At 71.3% G+C, this 17,111-nt stretch carries 17 protein-coding genes; 10 read left to right on the top strand and 7 right to left on the bottom strand.

The features are described from left to right. The first annotated feature begins 219 nt into the window (after positions 1 to 219). From ACQEUU_RS31750 to ACQEUU_RS31770, 5 genes are all read left to right on the top strand, one after another. Positions 220 to 1,659 carry an acetyl-CoA synthetase gene (locus tag ACQEUU_RS31750; protein ID WP_433072765.1) on the top strand — a complete coding sequence of 480 codons (1,440 nt, stop codon included), beginning with the start codon at positions 220 to 222 and terminating at the stop codon, positions 1,657 to 1,659. Between the two features lie 99 nt (positions 1,660 to 1,758). After that, positions 1,759 to 2,016 (top strand): hypothetical protein, encoded by a 258-nt coding sequence (locus tag ACQEUU_RS31755; RefSeq protein WP_433072766.1) that lies wholly within the window; start codon positions 1,759 to 1,761, stop codon positions 2,014 to 2,016. Beyond that, a complete protein-coding gene (locus ACQEUU_RS31760; RefSeq protein WP_433072767.1) occupies positions 2,003 to 2,428 on the top strand; it encodes a type II toxin-antitoxin system VapC family toxin in 426 nt (141 codons plus the stop codon). Before ACQEUU_RS31755 ends, ACQEUU_RS31760 begins: the two co-directional genes overlap by 14 nt. 35 nt (positions 2,429 to 2,463) lie before the next feature. Next, positions 2,464 to 3,345: a hypothetical protein gene (locus tag ACQEUU_RS31765; protein WP_433072768.1), complete on the top strand. Its 882-nt coding sequence runs from the start codon at positions 2,464 to 2,466 to the stop codon at positions 3,343 to 3,345. A gap of 9 nt (positions 3,346 to 3,354) precedes the next feature. Continuing rightward, a complete protein-coding gene (locus tag ACQEUU_RS31770; RefSeq protein WP_433072769.1) occupies positions 3,355 to 4,311 on the top strand; it encodes a zinc-binding dehydrogenase in 957 nt (318 codons plus the stop codon). 25 nt (positions 4,312 to 4,336) lie between these two features. Here the strand turns inward: ACQEUU_RS31770 and ACQEUU_RS31775 are convergent, their stop codons facing one another. The 6 genes from ACQEUU_RS31775 to ACQEUU_RS31800 all read right to left on the bottom strand — a co-directional run bounded on the left by ACQEUU_RS31775 (position 4,337) and on the right by ACQEUU_RS31800 (position 10,983). Next, a complete protein-coding gene (locus ACQEUU_RS31775) occupies positions 4,337 to 4,477 on the bottom strand; it encodes a hypothetical protein (protein ID WP_433072770.1) in 141 nt (46 codons plus the stop codon). Further along, entirely contained in the window at positions 4,474 to 5,217 is a 744-nt protein-coding gene (locus tag ACQEUU_RS31780) for a helix-turn-helix transcriptional regulator (RefSeq protein WP_433072771.1), read from the bottom strand. The genes ACQEUU_RS31775 and ACQEUU_RS31780 overlap by 4 nt, the downstream gene beginning before the upstream one ends. Next, positions 5,214 to 6,020: a DUF4097 family beta strand repeat-containing protein gene (locus ACQEUU_RS31785; RefSeq protein WP_433072772.1), complete on the bottom strand. Its 807-nt coding sequence runs from the start codon at positions 6,018 to 6,020 to the stop codon at positions 5,214 to 5,216. Before ACQEUU_RS31785 ends, ACQEUU_RS31780 begins: the two co-directional genes overlap by 4 nt. A 92-nt stretch (positions 6,021 to 6,112) precedes the next feature. Further along, positions 6,113 to 6,289: a DUF6104 family protein gene (locus ACQEUU_RS31790; protein ID WP_433072773.1), complete on the bottom strand. Its 177-nt coding sequence runs from the start codon at positions 6,287 to 6,289 to the stop codon at positions 6,113 to 6,115. Positions 6,290 to 6,429: 140 nt separating this feature from the next. Further along, positions 6,430 to 10,128 carry a multifunctional oxoglutarate decarboxylase/oxoglutarate dehydrogenase thiamine pyrophosphate-binding subunit/dihydrolipoyllysine-residue succinyltransferase subunit gene (locus ACQEUU_RS31795; RefSeq protein ID WP_433072774.1) on the bottom strand — a complete coding sequence of 1,233 codons (3,699 nt, stop codon included), beginning with the start codon at positions 10,126 to 10,128 and terminating at the stop codon, positions 6,430 to 6,432. Positions 10,129 to 10,332: 204 nt separating this feature from the next. Continuing rightward, positions 10,333 to 10,983, bottom strand: a complete 651-nt coding sequence (locus ACQEUU_RS31800) for a B3/B4 domain-containing protein (RefSeq protein ID WP_433072775.1) — start codon at positions 10,981 to 10,983, stop codon at positions 10,333 to 10,335. Between the two features lie 75 nt (positions 10,984 to 11,058). Between ACQEUU_RS31800 and ACQEUU_RS31805 the strand changes: the two genes are divergently transcribed. Continuing rightward, a complete protein-coding gene (locus ACQEUU_RS31805; protein WP_433072776.1) occupies positions 11,059 to 11,676 on the top strand; it encodes a helix-turn-helix domain-containing protein in 618 nt (205 codons plus the stop codon). Then, a complete protein-coding gene (locus ACQEUU_RS31810) occupies positions 11,673 to 12,953 on the top strand; it encodes an MFS transporter (protein WP_433072777.1) in 1,281 nt (426 codons plus the stop codon). The genes ACQEUU_RS31805 and ACQEUU_RS31810 overlap by 4 nt, the downstream gene beginning before the upstream one ends. On the opposite strand, the gene ACQEUU_RS31815 is transcribed toward ACQEUU_RS31810, so the two are convergent. Further along, a complete protein-coding gene (locus ACQEUU_RS31815; protein ID WP_433072778.1) occupies positions 12,901 to 13,728 on the bottom strand; it encodes a glutathione S-transferase family protein in 828 nt (275 codons plus the stop codon). The genes ACQEUU_RS31810 and ACQEUU_RS31815 overlap by 53 nt on opposite strands. Before the next feature lie 47 nt (positions 13,729 to 13,775). On the opposite strand from ACQEUU_RS31815, the gene ACQEUU_RS31820 reads away from it, so the two are divergent. From ACQEUU_RS31820 to ACQEUU_RS31830, 3 genes are all read left to right on the top strand, one after another. Continuing rightward, entirely contained in the window at positions 13,776 to 14,840 is a 1,065-nt protein-coding gene (locus ACQEUU_RS31820) for an MBL fold metallo-hydrolase (RefSeq protein WP_433072779.1), read from the top strand. A gap of 53 nt (positions 14,841 to 14,893) precedes the next feature. Continuing rightward, complete coding sequence (locus ACQEUU_RS31825) at positions 14,894 to 15,766, top strand: SDR family oxidoreductase (RefSeq protein ID WP_433072780.1); 873 nt, start codon at positions 14,894 to 14,896, stop codon at positions 15,764 to 15,766. Between the two features lie 176 nt (positions 15,767 to 15,942). After that, positions 15,943 to 17,100, top strand: a complete 1,158-nt coding sequence (locus ACQEUU_RS31830) for an ROK family protein (RefSeq protein WP_433072781.1) — start codon at positions 15,943 to 15,945, stop codon at positions 17,098 to 17,100. Positions 17,101 to 17,111 lie beyond the last annotated feature (11 nt).

A 17,111-nucleotide genomic window follows, 5' to 3' on the forward strand; every position in this document is an offset into this window, starting at 1 on the left:
AAATGATCTTCATTGTACGTCGTCGCCCCAGGTGGGCCCGGGATTGACGCGCGAATTCGAGCGGCTTGCGGGCCTTATGGGAGGACGCTCCGATCGGCAGGGAACATCGCTCTTCCGGGCGCCCCGGATTCCTTGATCGCCGCTCATGGATCTTGTTCTGTGCCGCCCCGGGGAAACCCGTTCCTTATCAACCGAATCTTGTTCTGGTTGGATGGGGGCATGGATCCACGCACCCCCTGTCTCATCGGCGCGGCCCAGCGCACCGTCCGCGAGCAGCCCGGCCCCGAACCGCTCGACCTGTGGGAGGGCGTGGCGCGCGCCGCCGCCGGCCAGACCCGCTTCCCGGTGGAACGCCTCGACTCGATCCAGATCGTCTACACCGACTCCTGGCAGTACGACACGCCCACCGGCCGGCTCGCCGAGAGGCTCGGCGCCACGCCCCGGCACACCGCGTACTCCAAGGTGGGCGGCACCGCCCCGCAGGCGCTCATCGGCCGGGCGGCGGCCGGGATCGCGGCGGGAGAGCTGGACTCCGCGCTGGTCGCCGGCGCCGAGGCGCTGGCCACCCGCAGGGCGTACCGGCAGGCGGGCGAGCACGCGCCGTGGAGCCACCCCGCCGACCCCAGGCCGCCCTACGGTTGGGAACGGCCCCCGCACCCGAGCGAGCTGGCGCACGAGCTCTTCCTGCCCGTGCACACCTATCCGATCATGGAGACCGCCCGCCGCGCCGCCCTCGGCCTCACCGTCGAGGAGGAGATGCTGGACCGCGGCCGGATGATGGCGCCGATGACGCGGGTGGCCGCGGCCAACCCGCACGCCTGGCGGCGCACCCCGCGCACCGCTGAGGAACTGATCGGCGGGGGCCGGTTCGTCGGCTGGCCCTACAACAGCAACACCGTGGCCGTGATCGAGGTCGACCAGGCTGCGGCCGTCCTCCTGGTCAGCTCCGAGCTCGCCGACCGGCTCGGGGTGCCCGGCGACCAGCGCCTCTACCTGCGCGGCTGGGCCTACGCCGAGGACACCTGGGAGGTGGCCGCCCGGCCCGCGCTCGGCGCTTCCCCGGCCATCGCCAGGGCCGCGGAGTCCGCGTTCGCCAGGGCCGGGCTCACCCTGGACGACATGCGGGCGTTCGACGTCTACAGCTGCTTCGCCATCGCGCTGCGGCAGGCGTGCGACGCGATCAAACTCGACCCGCTGGACCCGCGGGGCCTCACCGTCACCGGCGGCCTGCCGTACGCGGGCGGCCCTGCCAGCGACTACGTGCTGCACTCCACCGCCGCCATGGCCGAACGGCTGCGCGCCGAAGGCGGGCACGGGCTGGTCACCGGGGTCGGCATGCACCTCACCAAGCACACCTACGCGATCTGGTCCACGGAGCCGGGGGGCGTCCTGGGCGGACCCGAGCCCGTTTTCACCGCCGAGCCGGTGCCGATCGCGGACACCTGCGAGGGCCCGGGGGTCGTGGCCGGCTACACGGTCGCGCACGCCAGGGACGGCGCCCGGCAGCGCGGCCACCTCGTGGTGGACCTGCCTTCGGGGGCGCGGGCGTACGCGCACGTGACCCGGGACGACCTGCTGGCCGACGCCGAGTCGCGGGAGCTCGTGGGCCGGCGGGTCGAGCTGACGACGGACGGCCAGGTCAACGTGGCGAGTTGGTGAGACGGCAAAGGCCATGCAAAGATCGTGTCCGTACGACTACGCTCCGCTATTGACATTTAAATGTCACTGATGGACGCTGGAGTCATGCGGAGGACCACGGTGCGCATCGACGAGACGCTTCTCAACGAGGCGAAGGCGTACGCGGCCAGAAACGGACGCAGTCTCAACTCAGTGATGGAGGACGCCTTGCGCCACCTGCTCAACCGCTCCGCCGACATGGCGGAGCGACCCGTGATCGACCTACCCGTCTCAGGGGCCGAAGCGGGGCCGAAGCTGACCTGGCACCAGATCCAGGAGATTCTGGAACTGGAGGACATCGAGCGGGTGCTGGGGGTGCGGCGCCATGAGGATGCCTGACGTCAACATCCTCGTCAACGCCCAGCGGCGCGACATGGAGCATCACGAGCAGTGCCTCGCTGTGCTCAAGGACCTTCTCCACGGAGAGGAGTCCTACGCGTTGAGCGATGTCGTCATCAACGGCTTCATCCGGATCGTCACCAACCCGCGTATCCCCGGTGCGACTCCCTTCGAGACGGCCCGACGTTTCGCCGAGAGCGTCCGGGGCCAGGCCCACGCGGTGACGATCCACGCAGGCCAGCGCCACTGGGAGATCTTCACCCGGCTGTGCCGCGCCTCCGACGCGAAGGGAAAGCTCATCCCCGGCGCCTACCTCGCGGCGCTCGCCATCGAGCATGGATGCGAATTCGTGACCTGTGATCGGGATTTCGCCAAGTTCGAGGGGTTGCGCTGGCGGTCGCCGCTCCACTGAACTGAAGGCAGCACCACTCGCCTGCGAGGTCCGCCGTGGCCGATCCGTTCGACGTCATCGAGGTGGGCGCGCGCGACCGCCGCCGCCCCATCGGGCTGCTGCTCGTGCTCGTGCTGCTCGGCGTGTCCGTCGTCGGGCTGGTCCTCAGCCGCCGGGAGGAGTCACCGGCCGCGACGGCCGACAGGCCCATCGGTCCCATCCGGTCGCTCACCCGCGTCGGCAGCGGCCACAACCTGCTGCATCCTCAGCCGGTCGTGAAGGGCGACGTGGCGCGGATCGAGGTGGTGTTCCCGCACGGCGTCCGGGCCACCGTGCGCTACCCCGCCGAGCTCGGTCTCGAGCGGCTGGGCCTGCGGCCGTTCCGGGGCCTGTGGGTGGACGGCCTGTTCCGTCAGCTCACCGCCCCCTACAACGGCGAGCTGGAGATCACCAAGGGCGGGGAGCCGATCAGGTCGTTCGCCGACAACGTGACCCTCTGGCCGCGCCAGGCCGGCAGCGGCTCGTACGGGCAGGTGCTGCTGTTCGCGTTCGGCCCGTGGCGGATGGCCCTGTACGACCGCCCGCCCGGCCTGGACTTCGCCCAGCGGGTGGCGGTCGCCGACGGGCTGCGCGGCCAGGTGACCGACGACGGCCACCTCGTGCTGTCCGGCGCCGGCCGGGTGCGGCTGGCCGAGCCCGGCGACGTCGAGGAGGGCGACCCGGTGGGCCCGCAGCTCTGGTTCGGCGGCGGCTCGACCGACATGGTGGCCCTCATCCCCAGCCCCGGCTGCGAGAAGCCGCGCGGCCTGCCCCGCGCCATCCGGGGACGCGGCCGCCCGGTCCAGGACGTGTGCCGCGACGGGATGCGGGTGGTCGCCATGGGCGACGAGGCGTTCATCGGCAAGGCGCTCGACGGCATCCGGATCAGCGTCAAGTAAGGTGCGGCCATGTTCGCCGTTACCGCCACACAGACCGATGCCGACAACCCCCTCGCCGGGCTGACCTTGGGCGAGCGCCCGGAGCCGAAGGTCCCCGACGGCTGGACGACCGTAGCGGTGCGGGCGGCCGCGCTCAACCACCACGACCTGTGGACGCTCAAGGGCGTCGGCATCCGGCAGGACCGGCTGCCGATCGTGCTCGGCTGCGACGCGGCCGGCGTCGACGAGGACGGCAACGAGGTCGTCGTGCACGCGGTGGTCGGCTCGGGGGCCGACGAGACGCTCGACCCGAAGCGGTCGCTGCTGTCGGAGGTGTACGACGGCACGTTCGCGGAGCGGGTGGCCGTGCCCCGCCGCAACCTTGTGCCCAAGCCGGCCGCGCTCTCCTTCGAGGAGGCCGCCTGCCTGCCGACGGCGTGGCTGACCGCGTACCGGATGCTGTTCGACAAGGCAGGGCTGGAGCCCGGCTCGACCGTGCTGGTGCAGGGGGCCGGGGGCGGGGTCGCGACCGCGCTCATCGCGCTGGGCCGCGCGGGCGGGTTCCGCGTCTGGGCGACCAGCCGTTCGGAGGCCAAGCGGGAGCGCGCCCGCGAGCTCGGCGCCGACCAGGTCTTCGAGACCGGCGCCCGGTTGCCGGAGCGGGTGGACGCGGTCATGGAGACCGTGGGCCAGGCCACCTGGGACCATTCGCTCAAGTCGCTCAGACCGGGTGGACGGATCGTGGTCAGCGGCGCGACCAGCGGGGCCGTCCCGCCGGCCGACCTGAACCGGGTCTTCTTCCTGCAGCTCTCGGTGGTCGGCTCCACCATGGGCACGCGCGACCAGCTCCGGCGGCTGGGCGTCTTCCTGGAGCAGACCGGGCTCCGGCCGGTCATCGACCGGACGGTGCCGCTCGCGCAGGCCGGGGACGGGTTCGCCGCCATGCACGAGGGCGACGTCTTCGGCAAGATCGTCTTCACGGTCTGACGACCGCGCGGCGCGCGCCTGCCCGTCAGGGGCGCGCCGGGCGGGCGTCGCCCGGCGCGGGCGCGGTCTCCCGGCGCGGCGGGTCCGAAGGCGGCGCGGCCGGGGCCTGGATCCGGCGGCGGGGGACCAGGCGCTGCACCGGCGGGCGCAGACCGTAGCGGATCACGACCGGAGGGTGTCGCGGACCCGGGCGGCGGCCTCGTCGAGGGTGCGCCGCAGGTCGTCGAGCTTCTCGCGGGTGAGGGGGGAGCCCGACGCCTCCTCGCGCACCCGGGCCACGAAGTCGGCCAGCGCCTCGCCCAGCTCGTTGTCCAGCTCGACCCGGTTGTCCGGCGCGTCGCCGACCGTGCGCCACACTTCCGCCCAGATGCGCCGCCACTCCCCGGCCAGCCGCTCGCCCTGCCCCTGCCAGTGCTGGGCGTGCTCGGTCCACTGCCGCTTCTGCTCCTCCTTGAGCCGCCGGAACTCCTGCTTCTGCCGTTCGTGCGTCTGGCGGACGTCGTCGCGGGAGCCGGTGGTGCGCACGTCCTTGGCCATCCGCGTCAGCTCCTCGCGCAGCGACTTGACCGTGTCGCGGACGTCCTCCTTCACCTCCCTGGCGATGTCGCGCACCGAGGCCGAGATCTCCTGCTCCAGGTCGTCGAGCTCGTCGAGGCGTTCGTTGAGCTCGGCGCGGCCCTTGTCGGTGATGGAGAACACCTTCTTGCCGTCGGTCACCTCGTGCGTGACCAGGCCCTCCTCCTCCAGCCGGGCCAGGCGCGGGTAGATGGTGCCGGGGGAGGGGGAGTAGACGCCGAGGAACCGGTCCTGCAACAGCCGGATCACCTCGTACCCGTGGCGGGGGCTCTCCTCCAGCAGCTTGAGCAGGTACAGCCGGAGCCTGCCGTGACCGAAGACGGGACTCATTCCTTCTCCCCCTTGAGCAGCGTGACGTCGCCGGAGACGGTCGTCGCCGACAGCGACGCCATGCCGCCGCCCAGCCGGCCCGACATGGACCGGGTGCCGGAGCCGCCGCTCTGTGCGATCTCGCCGAAGGCGCTGACCAGCCGGCCGGACGTCGACCTGATCGTGACGTCCGCCTGCGCGTTGTCCGGCAGCCGGACCATGATGGCGCCGGAGACCGTGTGCAGCGTCACGTGGCCGGTCGGCCGCAGCGTGAGGTCGGCGGTGATGCGGCCGGAGACGGTGTTGGCGCGCAGCCTGCGCGGCAGCCCGCCGGCCACGGTCAGGTCGCCGGAGACGCTCTTGAACGACAGGTCGCCCGCCATCGCCCGGCTCTCCACGTGGCCGGAGGCGGTGGTGGCGTTCACCTCGCCGCTGACGCCGTCGAGCACGATCTCCCCGGACACGCTCTTGACCCGCGTCGCCGCCTCGAACCCGGCCACGACGGCGGACGCCGACACCACCCCGGCGTTGACCACGCAGCTGCGCGGCACGGTGAGCGTCGCGACGGTCCTGCGCCGGTCGCGGCGCAACCAGCCGAGCATCCCGTCCCAGGTCAGATCCTTGTACGTGACGCTCAGCCGGCGGGCGTCCTCGTCGTAGGCGACCAGCAGCGGTGATTCGGAGTCGAACTCGGCCACCTTGAGCGCCGGTGGGCCGTCACTCGCCAGCACGGCGAGCCGGCCGGCGACGACGCGCACGTCGAGCGAGCCGACGTGCCCGAAGGTGAGCTGTTCGGGGCCCTCGATCGTCCACTGCTGCATCATCCCGCCCTCTCCGCGACACACCTACCTAAGACACGATATGTCGCGTCGAGGGAAAACTCAAGATGTATCGCGTTTACCGGGCGGGTCGCCGGTCACTCGTTCTCGTCGTCCAGCCTGGCCAGCCAGGTGGCCAGGCGCTCGACCGGGGTCTCGAACTCGGGATGGAGATCGACGAACTCGCGCAGCCGCTCGCCGAGCCACAGCAGGGTGACCTCCTCCTCGCCCCGCCGGTCGACCAGCTCCTCGATCCCCCGATCCGTGAAGTACATCGCGCTCCGTTTCCTCGGCTCCGCCGGCCGCGCGCCGGCACGCCCACCTTTGACTTTAGTGCCGTGCCCGGCCTGCCAGGACGGCCGCGAAGACGCGTCAACCCCCGCCGAGTGGGCGGGGGTTGACGGGACCGATCGGATCAGCCGTAGACCTGGCGCAGGATCTCCTCCAGCTCCGCGTCGTGGGCGGCGTGCGAGCCGGCCGCGGGCGAGCTGTTGGCGGGCCTGGAGACGCGCCGCAGGCGGCGGCCGTCGAGCAGGTCGGGGTCCTCCGCCAGCTTGAGCGACAGGTAGGGCCACGGGCCCATGTTGATCGGCTCGTCCTGCACCCAGAGCAGCTCGGCCTGCGGGCTGTAGCGGGCCAGCTCGGCGTCGAGCTCCTCCTTCGGGTACGGGTAGAGCCGCTCCAGGCGGACCAGCGCGACGTCGTCACGGCCGTCGGCCTCGCGCTTGGCCAGCAGGTCGTAGTAGACCTTGCCGGAGCACAGCGCCACCCTGGTGACCTTGCCAGGGTCGATCAGCGTCTCGCCGATGACCGGCTGGAAGGTGCCGGAGGTGAAGTCGGCGGCCTTCGACGTGGCCCGCTTGTGGCGCAGCAGCCACTTCGGCGTGAAGATGACCAGCGGCCGGTGGCGGCCCGACTTCACCTGCCAGCGCAGCAGGTGGAAGTGGTTGGCCGGGGTGGTCGGCTGCACGACCGTCATGTTGTCGAGCGCGCAGACCTGCAGGAAGCGCTCGATCCGGGCCGAGGAGTGGTCGGGGCCCTGGCCCTCGTAGCCGTGCGGCAGCATCAGCACCACGGCCGACCGCTGACCCCACTTCTGCTCACCGGACGAGATGAACTCGTCGATGATCGTCTGGGCGCCGTTGACGAAGTCGCCGAACTGTGCCTCCCACGCCACCAGGGCGTCGGGCCGCACGACGCTGTAGCCGTACTCGAAGCCCAGCGCGGCGAACTCGCTGAGCAGCGAGTCGTAGACGTAGAACTTCGTCGTGCCCTGGTTGAACGTCTTGAGCGGGGTGTGCTCGGCGCCGGTCACGCGGTCGACCAGCACCGCGTGGCGCTGGGTGAACGTGCCGCGCCGGGAGTCCTGACCGACGAGGCGGACCGGGTGACCGTCGATGAGCAGCGACCCGAACGCCAGCGTCTCGCCCATGCTCCAGTCGATCGCGTCCTGCTCGACCATCTGGCCGCGGCGCTGCAGCACCGGCGCCAGGCGCGGGTGCGGCGTGAACCCCTCGGGCAGGCTGAGCTGGGTGTCGACGATGCGCTTGAGCGTCTCGTCGGTGATCGACGTCGCCGTGTCGGCGTGCGACCACTTGACCACCTCGGTCGGCGGCACCCGCATCGCCCCCGCCTCCAGCGGCTTCTTCGCCGCCTCGCGGGTCTCGGTGAACGCCTGCTCCAGCTTGGCCTGGTAGTCGCGGAGCGCCGACTCGGCCTCCTCGACCGTGATGTCGCCCCGGCCGATCAGCGCCTCGGTGTAGAGCTTGCGGGTCGAGCGCTTGGCGTCGATGAGGTCGTACATCAGCGGCTGGGTGAAGGCGGGGTTGTCGCCCTCGTTGTGGCCGCGGCGGCGGTAGCAGATGAGGTCGATGACGACGTCCTTGCGGAACGTCTGACGGTACTCGTAGGCCAGCCGGCCCACGCGGACCACGGCCTCCGGGTCGTCGCCGTTGACGTGGAAGATCGGCGCCTGGATCATCCGCGCCACGTCGGTCGCGTAGACCGAGGAGCGCGACGAGGCGGGCGAGGTGGTGAAGCCGACCTGGTTGTTGACCACGACGTGCACGGTGCCGCCGGTGCGGTAGCCGCGCAGCTGCGACAGGTTGAGCGTCTCGGCCACGACGCCCTGGCCGGCGAAGGCCGCGTCGCCGTGGACGAGCACCGGAAGGACCGTGAAGCCCTCCTCGCCGCGCTCCAGCAGGTCCTGCTTGGCGCGGACGACGCCCTCCAGGACCGGGTCGACCGCCTCCAGGTGGGACGGGTTGGCCACCACCGAGGTGGTGATGGTCCTGCCGCTCGGCGCGGTGAACTCGCCGGAGGCGCCCAGGTGGTACTTCACGTCGCCGGAGCCGTGGGCGGTGCGCGGGTCGATGTTGCCCTCGAACTCGCCGAAGATCTGCCCGTAGGACTTGCCCACGATGTTGGCCAGCACGTTGAGCCGGCCGCGGTGTGCCATGCCGATGACGACCTCGTCGAGGTCCTCGTCGGCGGCGTCGCTGATCACCGAGTCGAGCAGCGGGATCAGGGACTCGCCGCCCTCCAGCGAGAAGCGCTTCTGGCCGACGTACTTGGTCTGCAGGAAGGTCTCGAACGCCTCGGCGGTGTTGAGCCGGCTCAGGATGTTGAGCTGCTCGTCACGGGCCGGGGAGGCGTGCGGCTTCTCCACCCGCGCCTGGATCCAGGCCCGCTCCTCGGGGTTCTGGATGTGCATGTACTCGATGCCGACCGTGCGGCAGTAGGAGTCGCGCAGCACGCCGAGGATCTCGCGCAGCTTCATCAGCGGGCGACCGCCGAAGCCGCCGGTGGCGAACTCGCGCTCCAGGTCCCACAAGGTCAGGCCGTGGGACTGGATGTCGAGGTCGGGGTGCTTGCGCTGCTTGTACTCCAGCGGGTCGGTCTCGGCCATGAGGTGGCCGCGTACGCGGTAGGCGTGGATCAGCTCCAGCACCCGGGCGGACTTGGACACGTCGTCGTCGTGCGAGGCCGACACGTCCTGCACCCAGCGGACCGGCTCGTACGGGATCCGCAGGGACTCGAAGATCTCGTCGTAGAAGCCGTCCTCGCCCAGCAGCAGCCGGTGGACCGTGCGCAGGAAGTCGCCGGACTGCGCGCCCTGGATGATGCGGTGGTCGTAGGTGCTGGTCAGCGTCATGACCTTGGAGACGGCCAGGCGGGAGAGCGTCTCGGGGGACGCGCCCTGGTATTCGGCGGGGTACTCCATCGCGCCCACGCCGATGATCGTGCCCTGGCCGGGCATCAGGCGCGGCACGGAGTGGACGGTGCCGATCGTGCCGGGGTTGGTCAGGGAGATCGTGGTGCCGGCGAAGTCGTCGACGCCGAGCTTGCCGGCGCGGGCCTTGCGGACGACCTCCTCGTAGCCCATCCAGAACTGCCGGAAGTCCATCTCCTCGGCCGCCTTGACCGACGGCACGAGCAGCTGGCGCTCGCCGTTGCTCTTCTGCACGTCGATGGCCAGGCCGAGGTTGACGTGCTCCGGCTTGATCAGGGTCGGCTTGCCGTCGACCTCGGCGAAGGAGTAGTTCATCTCCGGCATGGTCGCCAGCGCGCGGACCACGGCGAAGCCGATCAGGTGGGTGAAGGAGACCTTGCCGCCACGACCCCGCTTGAGGTGATTGTTGATCACGATGCGGTTGTCGACGAGCAGCTTGGCCGGGATCGCCCGCACACTGGTCGCGGTCGGGATGGCGAGCGAGGCGTCCATGTTGACGGCCGTGCGCGCCGCGGCGCCGCGCAGCTTGACCTCCTCGGCGCCCTTGGGCACCGGGGTCTGCGGCTGCTTCGGCTTGGCAGCGGCGGGCGCCGCCTTGGGCGACTCCTTCGCCTGCTCGGGGGCCTGCTTGGGAGCAGGTGTGGGGGCCTGCTTGGGGGTGGGTGCGGGAGGAGGCGCGGGCGCGGTAGCCGTGCCGTTCGCCGCCTCCCTGGCCGGGGTGCGCCCCGGTCCGTAGTCAGGGTTGTAGTCAGCGAAGAAGTTCCACCAGGCCTTGTCCACAGACTCGGGATCCTGGAGGTACTTCTGGTACAGCTCGTCGACAAGCCATTCGTTCTGACCGAAGCTTGCCAGCGGGTTTGTCCGCGACGACTCAGACGACACGGCGGAAATCGCCCTCTTCCGCAGATCGGCGTTGATGATAGAGAACCTGTCCAAGGCTACTCGCCCGGACCGGTTCAGCGCGCAGCCTAGGCCGTCGCGTCATGGTCGATCCTCTCGGGGTCCCCGAAGAGGCCGCGCCTCTCCTTGCCTGTCCGGGCTGCGCCAAGACTATTACTCTTTCGTACCAACCCCCGGCGGGGACGTTTACTTCCCTCCTGATAGCAGCCGGGAGCTGATCCGGACCTCCGGCGTGAGCCGGGTCAGCAGGTCGGCCAGCTCTTCGCCGGCCTCCTTCAGCTCCTCCATCGTCATCGGCTCCAGCCGCTCCAGCAGGAAGATCGCGTTGGTGGTGTCCTCGGTGAGGCGGGTGCGCGCCACCTGGCGCCAGTTCCACCGGCGGCAGGTCACGCCCAGGTCGTCGCGCCAGACGACCTCGCCGGGCTCGGGCCGCCCCAGCGCCTCCTCCGACTCCTCGTCGCCGGTCGCGCTGACCAGGCGGGCGGGGCCGGAGTAGCGGTCGAGGTCCTCGCCGCCGATGGGCAGCGCGTGCTTGACGCTGACGGCGTTGTAGGCGTCGACCACCAGGTTGATCTCGGGCAGTGGGAGCCTGCGGGTGAGCGCGTCGACCGACGGGCGGGTGCGCTGCGGCTTGGCGCCGAAGGCGCGGTAGGCGTCCTTCCAGGCGTCGATCTTGGCGTCCTGGACCGGCCGCGCGGCCTCGGCCGCCTCGGCGAGCCAGGCGCGGGACCGGTCGTCGGTCGGTCCGTTGCGCAGGCCGCGGGCCGTCATGGCGAGCACCGCGAAGTCGGGACGGAGCGCGGTCACCGCGTCGTCCACCCAGATGTCGTCGAGCATGCGTCCAGTCTATCGATCTCCAAGAACCGCAAAATTGTCTTTGCAAAAAAGCCTTTGCGGTTTACGCTTCCTCGTATGAAGGAGCAGTACAAGATCAGTGACCCGCGGGTCCTCAAGGTGGTCGCCCACCCGCTGCGGGTGCGCCTGCTCGGCCTGTTGCGCGGCGACGGGCCGGCCACCGCGAGCGAGCTGGGCCGCAAGGTCGGAGAGAGCTCGGGCTCGACCAGCTACCACCTGCGCGAGCTGTTCAAGTACGGCTTCATCGAGGAGGACGCCGACCAGCGCGACGGCCGCGAACGCCGATGGCGGGCCCGCCACCGCTACACCTCGTGGGACGCCGTCGAGCTGTCCGCCAGCGCGGAGGGCCGCGAGGCGCTCAGGATCATCCACCTGCGGCAGGCCGAGATGGTCGGGCGGGTGATGGAGGAGTACGACCAGGCCGACTGGCCCGAGGAGTGGGCGGACGTATCCGGGATGAGCGACCACCTCCTCACCCTGCCGCCCGCCGCGCTCCGCGAGTTCAAGGAGCGGGCCGACGAGATCCTGCGCCGGCTCGCCGCCCGCCACGCCGGCGACCCCGGCGCCAGGAAGGTGCACGTCTGGCTGGGCGCCGTTCCCCGCGCTTCCCAGGAGGCTTCCCAGGAGGCTTCCCAGGAGGCCTGCCAGGAGGCCTCCCAGGAGGAGGAGTCATGACCGCCCGTTCCGCGTTACGCCGCTACACGCTCGTCTGCTTCCTGACCTGGCTGCCGGTCGGGCTGACGATGCCCGCGATGGTGCTGCTGATGACCGAGAGAGGTCTCGGCCTGGCGCAGATCGGCCTGGTAGTCACGGTCTTCTCGACGGTCACCGTGGCCCTGGAGCTGCCCACCGGCGGCCTGTCCGACGTCGTGGGGCGGCGGGTGATGCTGGCCGTCTCCGCCGCGTTCCTGACGGCGGCGCTCCTGCTGATGAGCGTGTCCACGACCTTCTGGATGTTCCTGGTCAGCGGCGCGCTCAAGGGCGTCGCCAGGGCCCTGTCCAGTGGTCCCGCCACCTCCTGGTACGTCGACACGCTGCACCGCCTCGAAGGGCGCGACGCCGACCTCAAGCCGGGGCTGTCCCGCGGCGCGGCCATGGAGTCCGTGTCGCTCTGCCTCGGCGTGCTGGCCGGTGGCGTCCTGCCGCTCGTGGTGCCGCCTGGGCCGGTGTTCCCGCTGGCCGTGCCGAGCCTGGTCGGCGCGGTGGCGGCGGCGGTCCTGCTGGCGGTCGTGCTGCTCGCGCTGCCGGAGCCCCCGCACGCCCGCCGGACGCTGCGAGGCGTGCTGCGCGAGGTGCCCGCCACGGTGGCCGCCGGGGTGCGGCTGGCGGCCGGCGGGCGCGTGCTGCGCCGTCTGATGCTCGCGGCCGCGGCCTCGGGCGTGATGCTGATGTCGATCGAGCTGCTCACCCCGGGCCGGCTGGCCGAGCTGACGGGCACGGCCGAGCAGGGCAGCACGGCGTACGCGGTCGTCGCCGCGCTGGGCTTCGCCGGCAGCGCCGCGGGCAGCGCGCTCGCGCCCCGGGCGGCCCGCCTGGCCGGCGGCTCGGCCAGGGGGGCGATCGCCGGTCTCGTGGCCACCGCGCTCTCCGTCGGCGCGCTGGCCGCGACCGCCGGGCTCGGTGGCGCGGCCGGGCTCCTGACCGCCGGCGGCGCCTACGTGCTGCTGTTCGTCGGCTCGTCGGTGGCCGGGCTGCTGTGCCTGGAGATGACCCACAACGCCGTCACGGCCGCCGAACGCACCACCGTCACCTCCACGTCCTCGCTCTCCCTGCAGGCCGGCGGCATCCTGGCCAACCTGACGCTCGGCACGCTGGCCGTGCAGGCCGGCGTGGCCGCCGCCTGGGGGGTGAGCGCGGCCGTGGTGCTGGCCTCGGCGCTGCTGTTCGTCCGGATGCCGGTCACAGGCTCCAGTCGAGCTCCGGTCCCAGGGGCACGAGCCGGTTCGGGTTGATGGCCGTCTGGGTCAGGTAGTAGTGGCGCTTGATGTGGTCGAAGTCCGTGGTCTCGCGGAAGGCCGGGATCGCGTACAGCCTCCTCGCGTACGCCCACACCGCCGGATAGTCCGTCAGCCGGCGTATCGAGCACTTGAAGTGCGCGTAGTAGACCGTGTCGAACCTCGCCAGCGTCGTGTAGGCGCGCACGTCGCTCTCGGTCAGCCGGTCGAACAGGAACTCCGACCCCGTCAGCCGCTCCTCCAGGAAGTCCAGCGTGGCGAACACCCGGCGCACCGCGTCCTCGTACGCCTCCTGGCTTTTGGCGAAGCCGGCTTCGTAGACCGCGTTGTTGAGGCCGTGGTAGAGGCGGTCGTTCAGGGCGTCGATCCGGTCGCGCAGCTCCTCCGGGTACAGGTCGGGCGTGCCGCCCCAGCGGGTCTCCAGGTCCAGGGTGATCTGCGGGAAGTCGTTGGTGACGATGCGCCCTTCCTTGAGGTCCCACACGCACGGCACCGTGTGGCGGCCCTCGAAGCCCGGGTCGGTGGCCAGGTACAGCTCCGACAGGAACCCGCCGCCCGGCAGCCGCCAGCCCCGCTCGTCCCTGATCGGGTCCACGATCACGACGTCCAGCAGGTCCTGGAGGCCGAGCAGCTCGCGGACGATCAGCACCCGCTGCGCCCACGGGCAGGCGTAGGAGGCGTAGAGCCGGTAGCGGCCCGGCTCCGGCGGCCCCAGCCGGTCGGTGAAGTGGTTGGCCTGCCTGACCCAGCGCCCGTCCCGTACCCCGTCCATGACCCCTAGTAGAACATGGTTCGGGAGGTACGGGCAGAATCACGTGCATGGCGAAGTTCGTGGTGACCCCCTCCAACGAGAAGCAGCGGGCGGCCTGGACGGGCGGCGGCATCCCCGAGGTCGAGCGGGTGCGGCCGGGACTCTGGTCGATCCCGGTGCCCATCCCGATCAACCCCCTGCGGTACGTGCTCGTCTACGCGCTGGAGCTGGCCGACGGCGTGGCGATCGTCGACGCCGGGTGGGACACCGACGAGGCGTACGGAGCCCTGGAGGCCGGGCTCGGCGTGGCCGGTTACACCGTCGCCGACGTCAGGGCCGTGCTCGTCACCCACATCCACCCCGACCACTACGGGCTGGCCGGGCGGGTGAGGGAGGCGTCGGGCGCGTGGATCGGGCTGCACCCCGCGGACGCCGGGCTGCTGCGCGACCGCTACGACGAGGCGTTCATCGACGGCCTCGTCGCCGGGGAGCGCGCGCAGTTGCTGCGGTGCGGCGTGCCCTCCGCGTTCGTGGACGAGTTGGCCGGCGCCTCCATGATGATCCGCAGCTTCGTCACGATGGCCGCACCCGACCGGCTCATCGAGGACGGCGACCGGCTGGACCTGCCCGGCTGGGACCTGCGGGCGGTGTGGACCCCCGGGCACTCGCCCGGCCACCTGTGCTTCGCCGAGCCGTCCAGGAAGCTGCTGTTCACCGGCGACCACGTGCTGCCCAGGATCACCTCCGCCGTCGTGGTGCATCCCCAGTCGGCGCCGAACCCGCTGGCCGACTACCTGGACGCGCTGGACGCCCTGCGCGCGTTCGACGTGGAGGAGGTGCTCCCCGCGCACGAGTACCGGTTCCTGGAGCTGGCCGGGCGGGTCGACTACGTGATGGAGCACCACCGCGAGCGGCTGGCCGAGATCGAGCGGGTCGTCTCGGGCGCGGACGGCGTCACCTGCTGGGAGGTGGCGACCAAGCTGACCTGGTCGCGCCCCTGGGAGTCGATCCCGCCGTTCATGCGCCGTACCGCCGGCAACGAGACGCTGGCCCACCTGGTCTGGCTGGAGTCGCGGGGCCGGGCGCGCCGCCTGCCGGGCGAGCCGGACCTGTGGACCGGTGCCGGGAACTGATCCTGGGTTATCGTGCAGCTAACAGAATCTTGTTCTTCTGGCCTGGAGGTTCGATGCTGCGGTTCGATGACAGGGTCGCGATCATCACGGGGGCCGGGCACGGCCTCGGCCGCTCGCACGCGCTGCTGCTGGCCGAGCGCGGCGCCAAGGTCGTCGTCAACGACCTCGGCGGCGCGCTGGACGGCACGGGCGCGTCGGCCGGTCCCGCCGCCGAGGTGGCGGAGCTGATCACCAAGAACGGCGGCCAGGCGCTGGCCAGCACCGACAACGTCGCCACCCCCGAGGGCGCGCGGGCGATCGTCCAGTCGGCGGTCGACGCGTTCGGCAAGGTCGACATCGTGATCAACAACGCCGGCATCCTGCGTGACAAGTCGCTGGCCAAGATGACGGTCGAGGACTTCGACAACGTGCTCGCCGTGCATGTGCGCGGCTCGTTCCTGGTCAGCCAGGCCGCCTACCCGCACATGAAGGAGGCCGGCTACGGCCGGGTCGTCAACACCTCCAGCCCGGCAGGCCTGTTCGGCAACTTCGGCCAGGCCAACTACTCCACGGCCAAGATGGGCCTGGTCGGCCTGACCAAGACCATCGGCATCGAGGGCGCGCGCAACGGCATCAAGGCCAACGCCATCGCGCCCATCGCCTGGACGCGGATGACCGAGGCGCTGCTGCCCGCGGAGTTCGAGTCGAAGTTCACCCCCGAGCGGATCAGCGCCCTGGTGGCCTACCTGGTGCACGAGTCGTGCGAGGTGAGCGGCGAGGTGTTCAGCGTGGGCGGCGGCCGGGTGGCCCGGGTGTTCGTCGCCGAGGGCCCCGGCTGGAAGACCGACGACCTCACGCCCGAGTCGGTCGCCGACCACTGGGGCGAGATCATGGCCGAGCAGCCGTACGTGCAGTCCGCCGCCGAGTCGATGCAGCGCATGCTCTGATTGCGGGCTTCGCGCGCGGCCTCGCGAAGGGGCAGGTCACGGCCGGACGGGAGAGATCCCCGTCCGGCCTTTGCTTTGCCCGGCGAATCAGACTTTGTTCGCTGATCGGCGTAAGTATGGGGAGTTATGTCGCTCGCACTCTTGAATTACGCGGGGCGTGATCTTATTGTCGCGGCATGACCCCCGCCCCGGGCTCGCCCGGAGACGTCCTGACGCTCATCAGCGCAGGATCGGCCACGACCCGTTCCGATCTCGCCAGGCTCACCGGCCTGGCCCGCTCCACGATCTCCCAGCGCGTCGACGCGCTGATCGAACGCGGGCTGGTCGAGGAGACCGAGAGCGGCGAGTCCACCGGCGGCCGGCCGCCGCGCCAGCTCCGCCTCCACACCGAGGAGCACGCGTTCGCGGGCGTCGACCTCGGCGCCACCCACTGCCGGATCGTGCTCATGGACATGACCGGGGTGGTGCTCGCCCAGTGTGAGGACCCGCTGCTCATCGGCGAGGGGCCGGAGAAGGTCCTGGCCCACGTCGACGGCCGGATCGACCGGCTGCTCGCCGCGGCGGGGCGGCCCCGGGCCGCGCTGCGGGTGATCGGCATGGGAGTGCCGGGACCGGTCGAGTTCGCCACCGGCCGGCCCAACAACCCGCCGATCATGCCCGGCTGGAACGACTACCCGATCCCCGACTCCTTCCCCGGCGCCGCCGTCCTCGTCGACAACGACGTGAACGTGATGGCGCTCGGCGAGCACCGCAACGCCTTCCCCACGGCCCGCCACCTGCTGTTCGTCAAGGTCGGCACCGGCATCGGCTGCGGCATCGTGGCCGAGGGCAGGCTCCACAGAGGCGCCCAGGGCTCGGCCGGCGACATCGGCCACATCCGCGTCAACGGCCACGAGGAGTCCGGCTGCCGCTGCGGCAACAGCGCCTGCCTCGAGGCCGTGGCCGGCGGCGCCGCTGTCGCCCGCCGGCTCACCGAACTGGGCGTCCCCGCCGAGACCGGCGCCGACGTCGTCGCACTCGTCCAGGCCGGCGACACCCAGGCGCTGCGGCTGGTGCGCGAGGCCGGCCGGCTCATCGGCGAGGTGCTCGCCGGCCTGGTCAACTTCTTCAACCCCGAGGCCATCGTCATCGGCGGCGCGCTCTCCCGGGTCCACGAGCACCTGCTCGCGGGCGTCAGGGAGACGATCTACCGCCGGTCGCTGCCGCTGGCCACCCACCATTTGTCGATCGTGCCGAGCCGCATGGGAGTCGACGCCGCCGCCTTGGGCGCCGGAATCCTGGCGATCGAGCACTACCTGTCCCCGGACAACATCAACAAGATCGTCAACGCCTGAAAGGGAGCCCG

Origin of the sequence: Nonomuraea sp. CA-218870 (genome assembly GCF_050936535.1) — a bacterium.
GTDB lineage: Bacteria > Actinomycetota > Actinomycetes > Streptosporangiales > Streptosporangiaceae > Nonomuraea > Nonomuraea corallina.

Excerpts from the sequence above, each read along its gene's own strand:
- ACQEUU_RS31750 (WP_433072765.1), top strand. The coding sequence starts at position 220 with ATGGATCCACGCACCCCCTGTCTCATCGGCGCGGCCCAGCGCACCGTC.
- ACQEUU_RS31760 (WP_433072767.1), top strand. The coding sequence starts at position 2,003 with ATGAGGATGCCTGACGTCAACATCCTCGTCAACGCCCAGCGGCGCGAC.
- ACQEUU_RS31770 (WP_433072769.1), top strand. The coding sequence starts at position 3,355 with ATGTTCGCCGTTACCGCCACACAGACCGATGCCGACAACCCCCTCGCC.
- ACQEUU_RS31780 (WP_433072771.1), bottom strand. The coding sequence starts at position 5,217 with ATGAGTCCCGTCTTCGGTCACGGCAGGCTCCGGCTGTACCTGCTCAAG.
- ACQEUU_RS31785 (WP_433072772.1), bottom strand. The coding sequence starts at position 6,020 with ATGATGCAGCAGTGGACGATCGAGGGCCCCGAACAGCTCACCTTCGGG.
- ACQEUU_RS31790 (WP_433072773.1), bottom strand. The coding sequence starts at position 6,289 with ATGTACTTCACGGATCGGGGGATCGAGGAGCTGGTCGACCGGCGGGGC.
- ACQEUU_RS31800 (WP_433072775.1), bottom strand. The coding sequence starts at position 10,983 with ATGCTCGACGACATCTGGGTGGACGACGCGGTGACCGCGCTCCGTCCC.
- ACQEUU_RS31805 (WP_433072776.1), top strand. The coding sequence starts at position 11,059 with ATGAAGGAGCAGTACAAGATCAGTGACCCGCGGGTCCTCAAGGTGGTC.
- ACQEUU_RS31810 (WP_433072777.1), top strand. The coding sequence starts at position 11,673 with ATGACCGCCCGTTCCGCGTTACGCCGCTACACGCTCGTCTGCTTCCTG.
- ACQEUU_RS31815 (WP_433072778.1), bottom strand. The coding sequence starts at position 13,728 with ATGGACGGGGTACGGGACGGGCGCTGGGTCAGGCAGGCCAACCACTTC.
- ACQEUU_RS31820 (WP_433072779.1), top strand. The coding sequence starts at position 13,776 with ATGGCGAAGTTCGTGGTGACCCCCTCCAACGAGAAGCAGCGGGCGGCC.
- ACQEUU_RS31825 (WP_433072780.1), top strand. The coding sequence starts at position 14,894 with ATGCTGCGGTTCGATGACAGGGTCGCGATCATCACGGGGGCCGGGCAC.
- ACQEUU_RS31830 (WP_433072781.1), top strand. The coding sequence starts at position 15,943 with ATGACCCCCGCCCCGGGCTCGCCCGGAGACGTCCTGACGCTCATCAGC.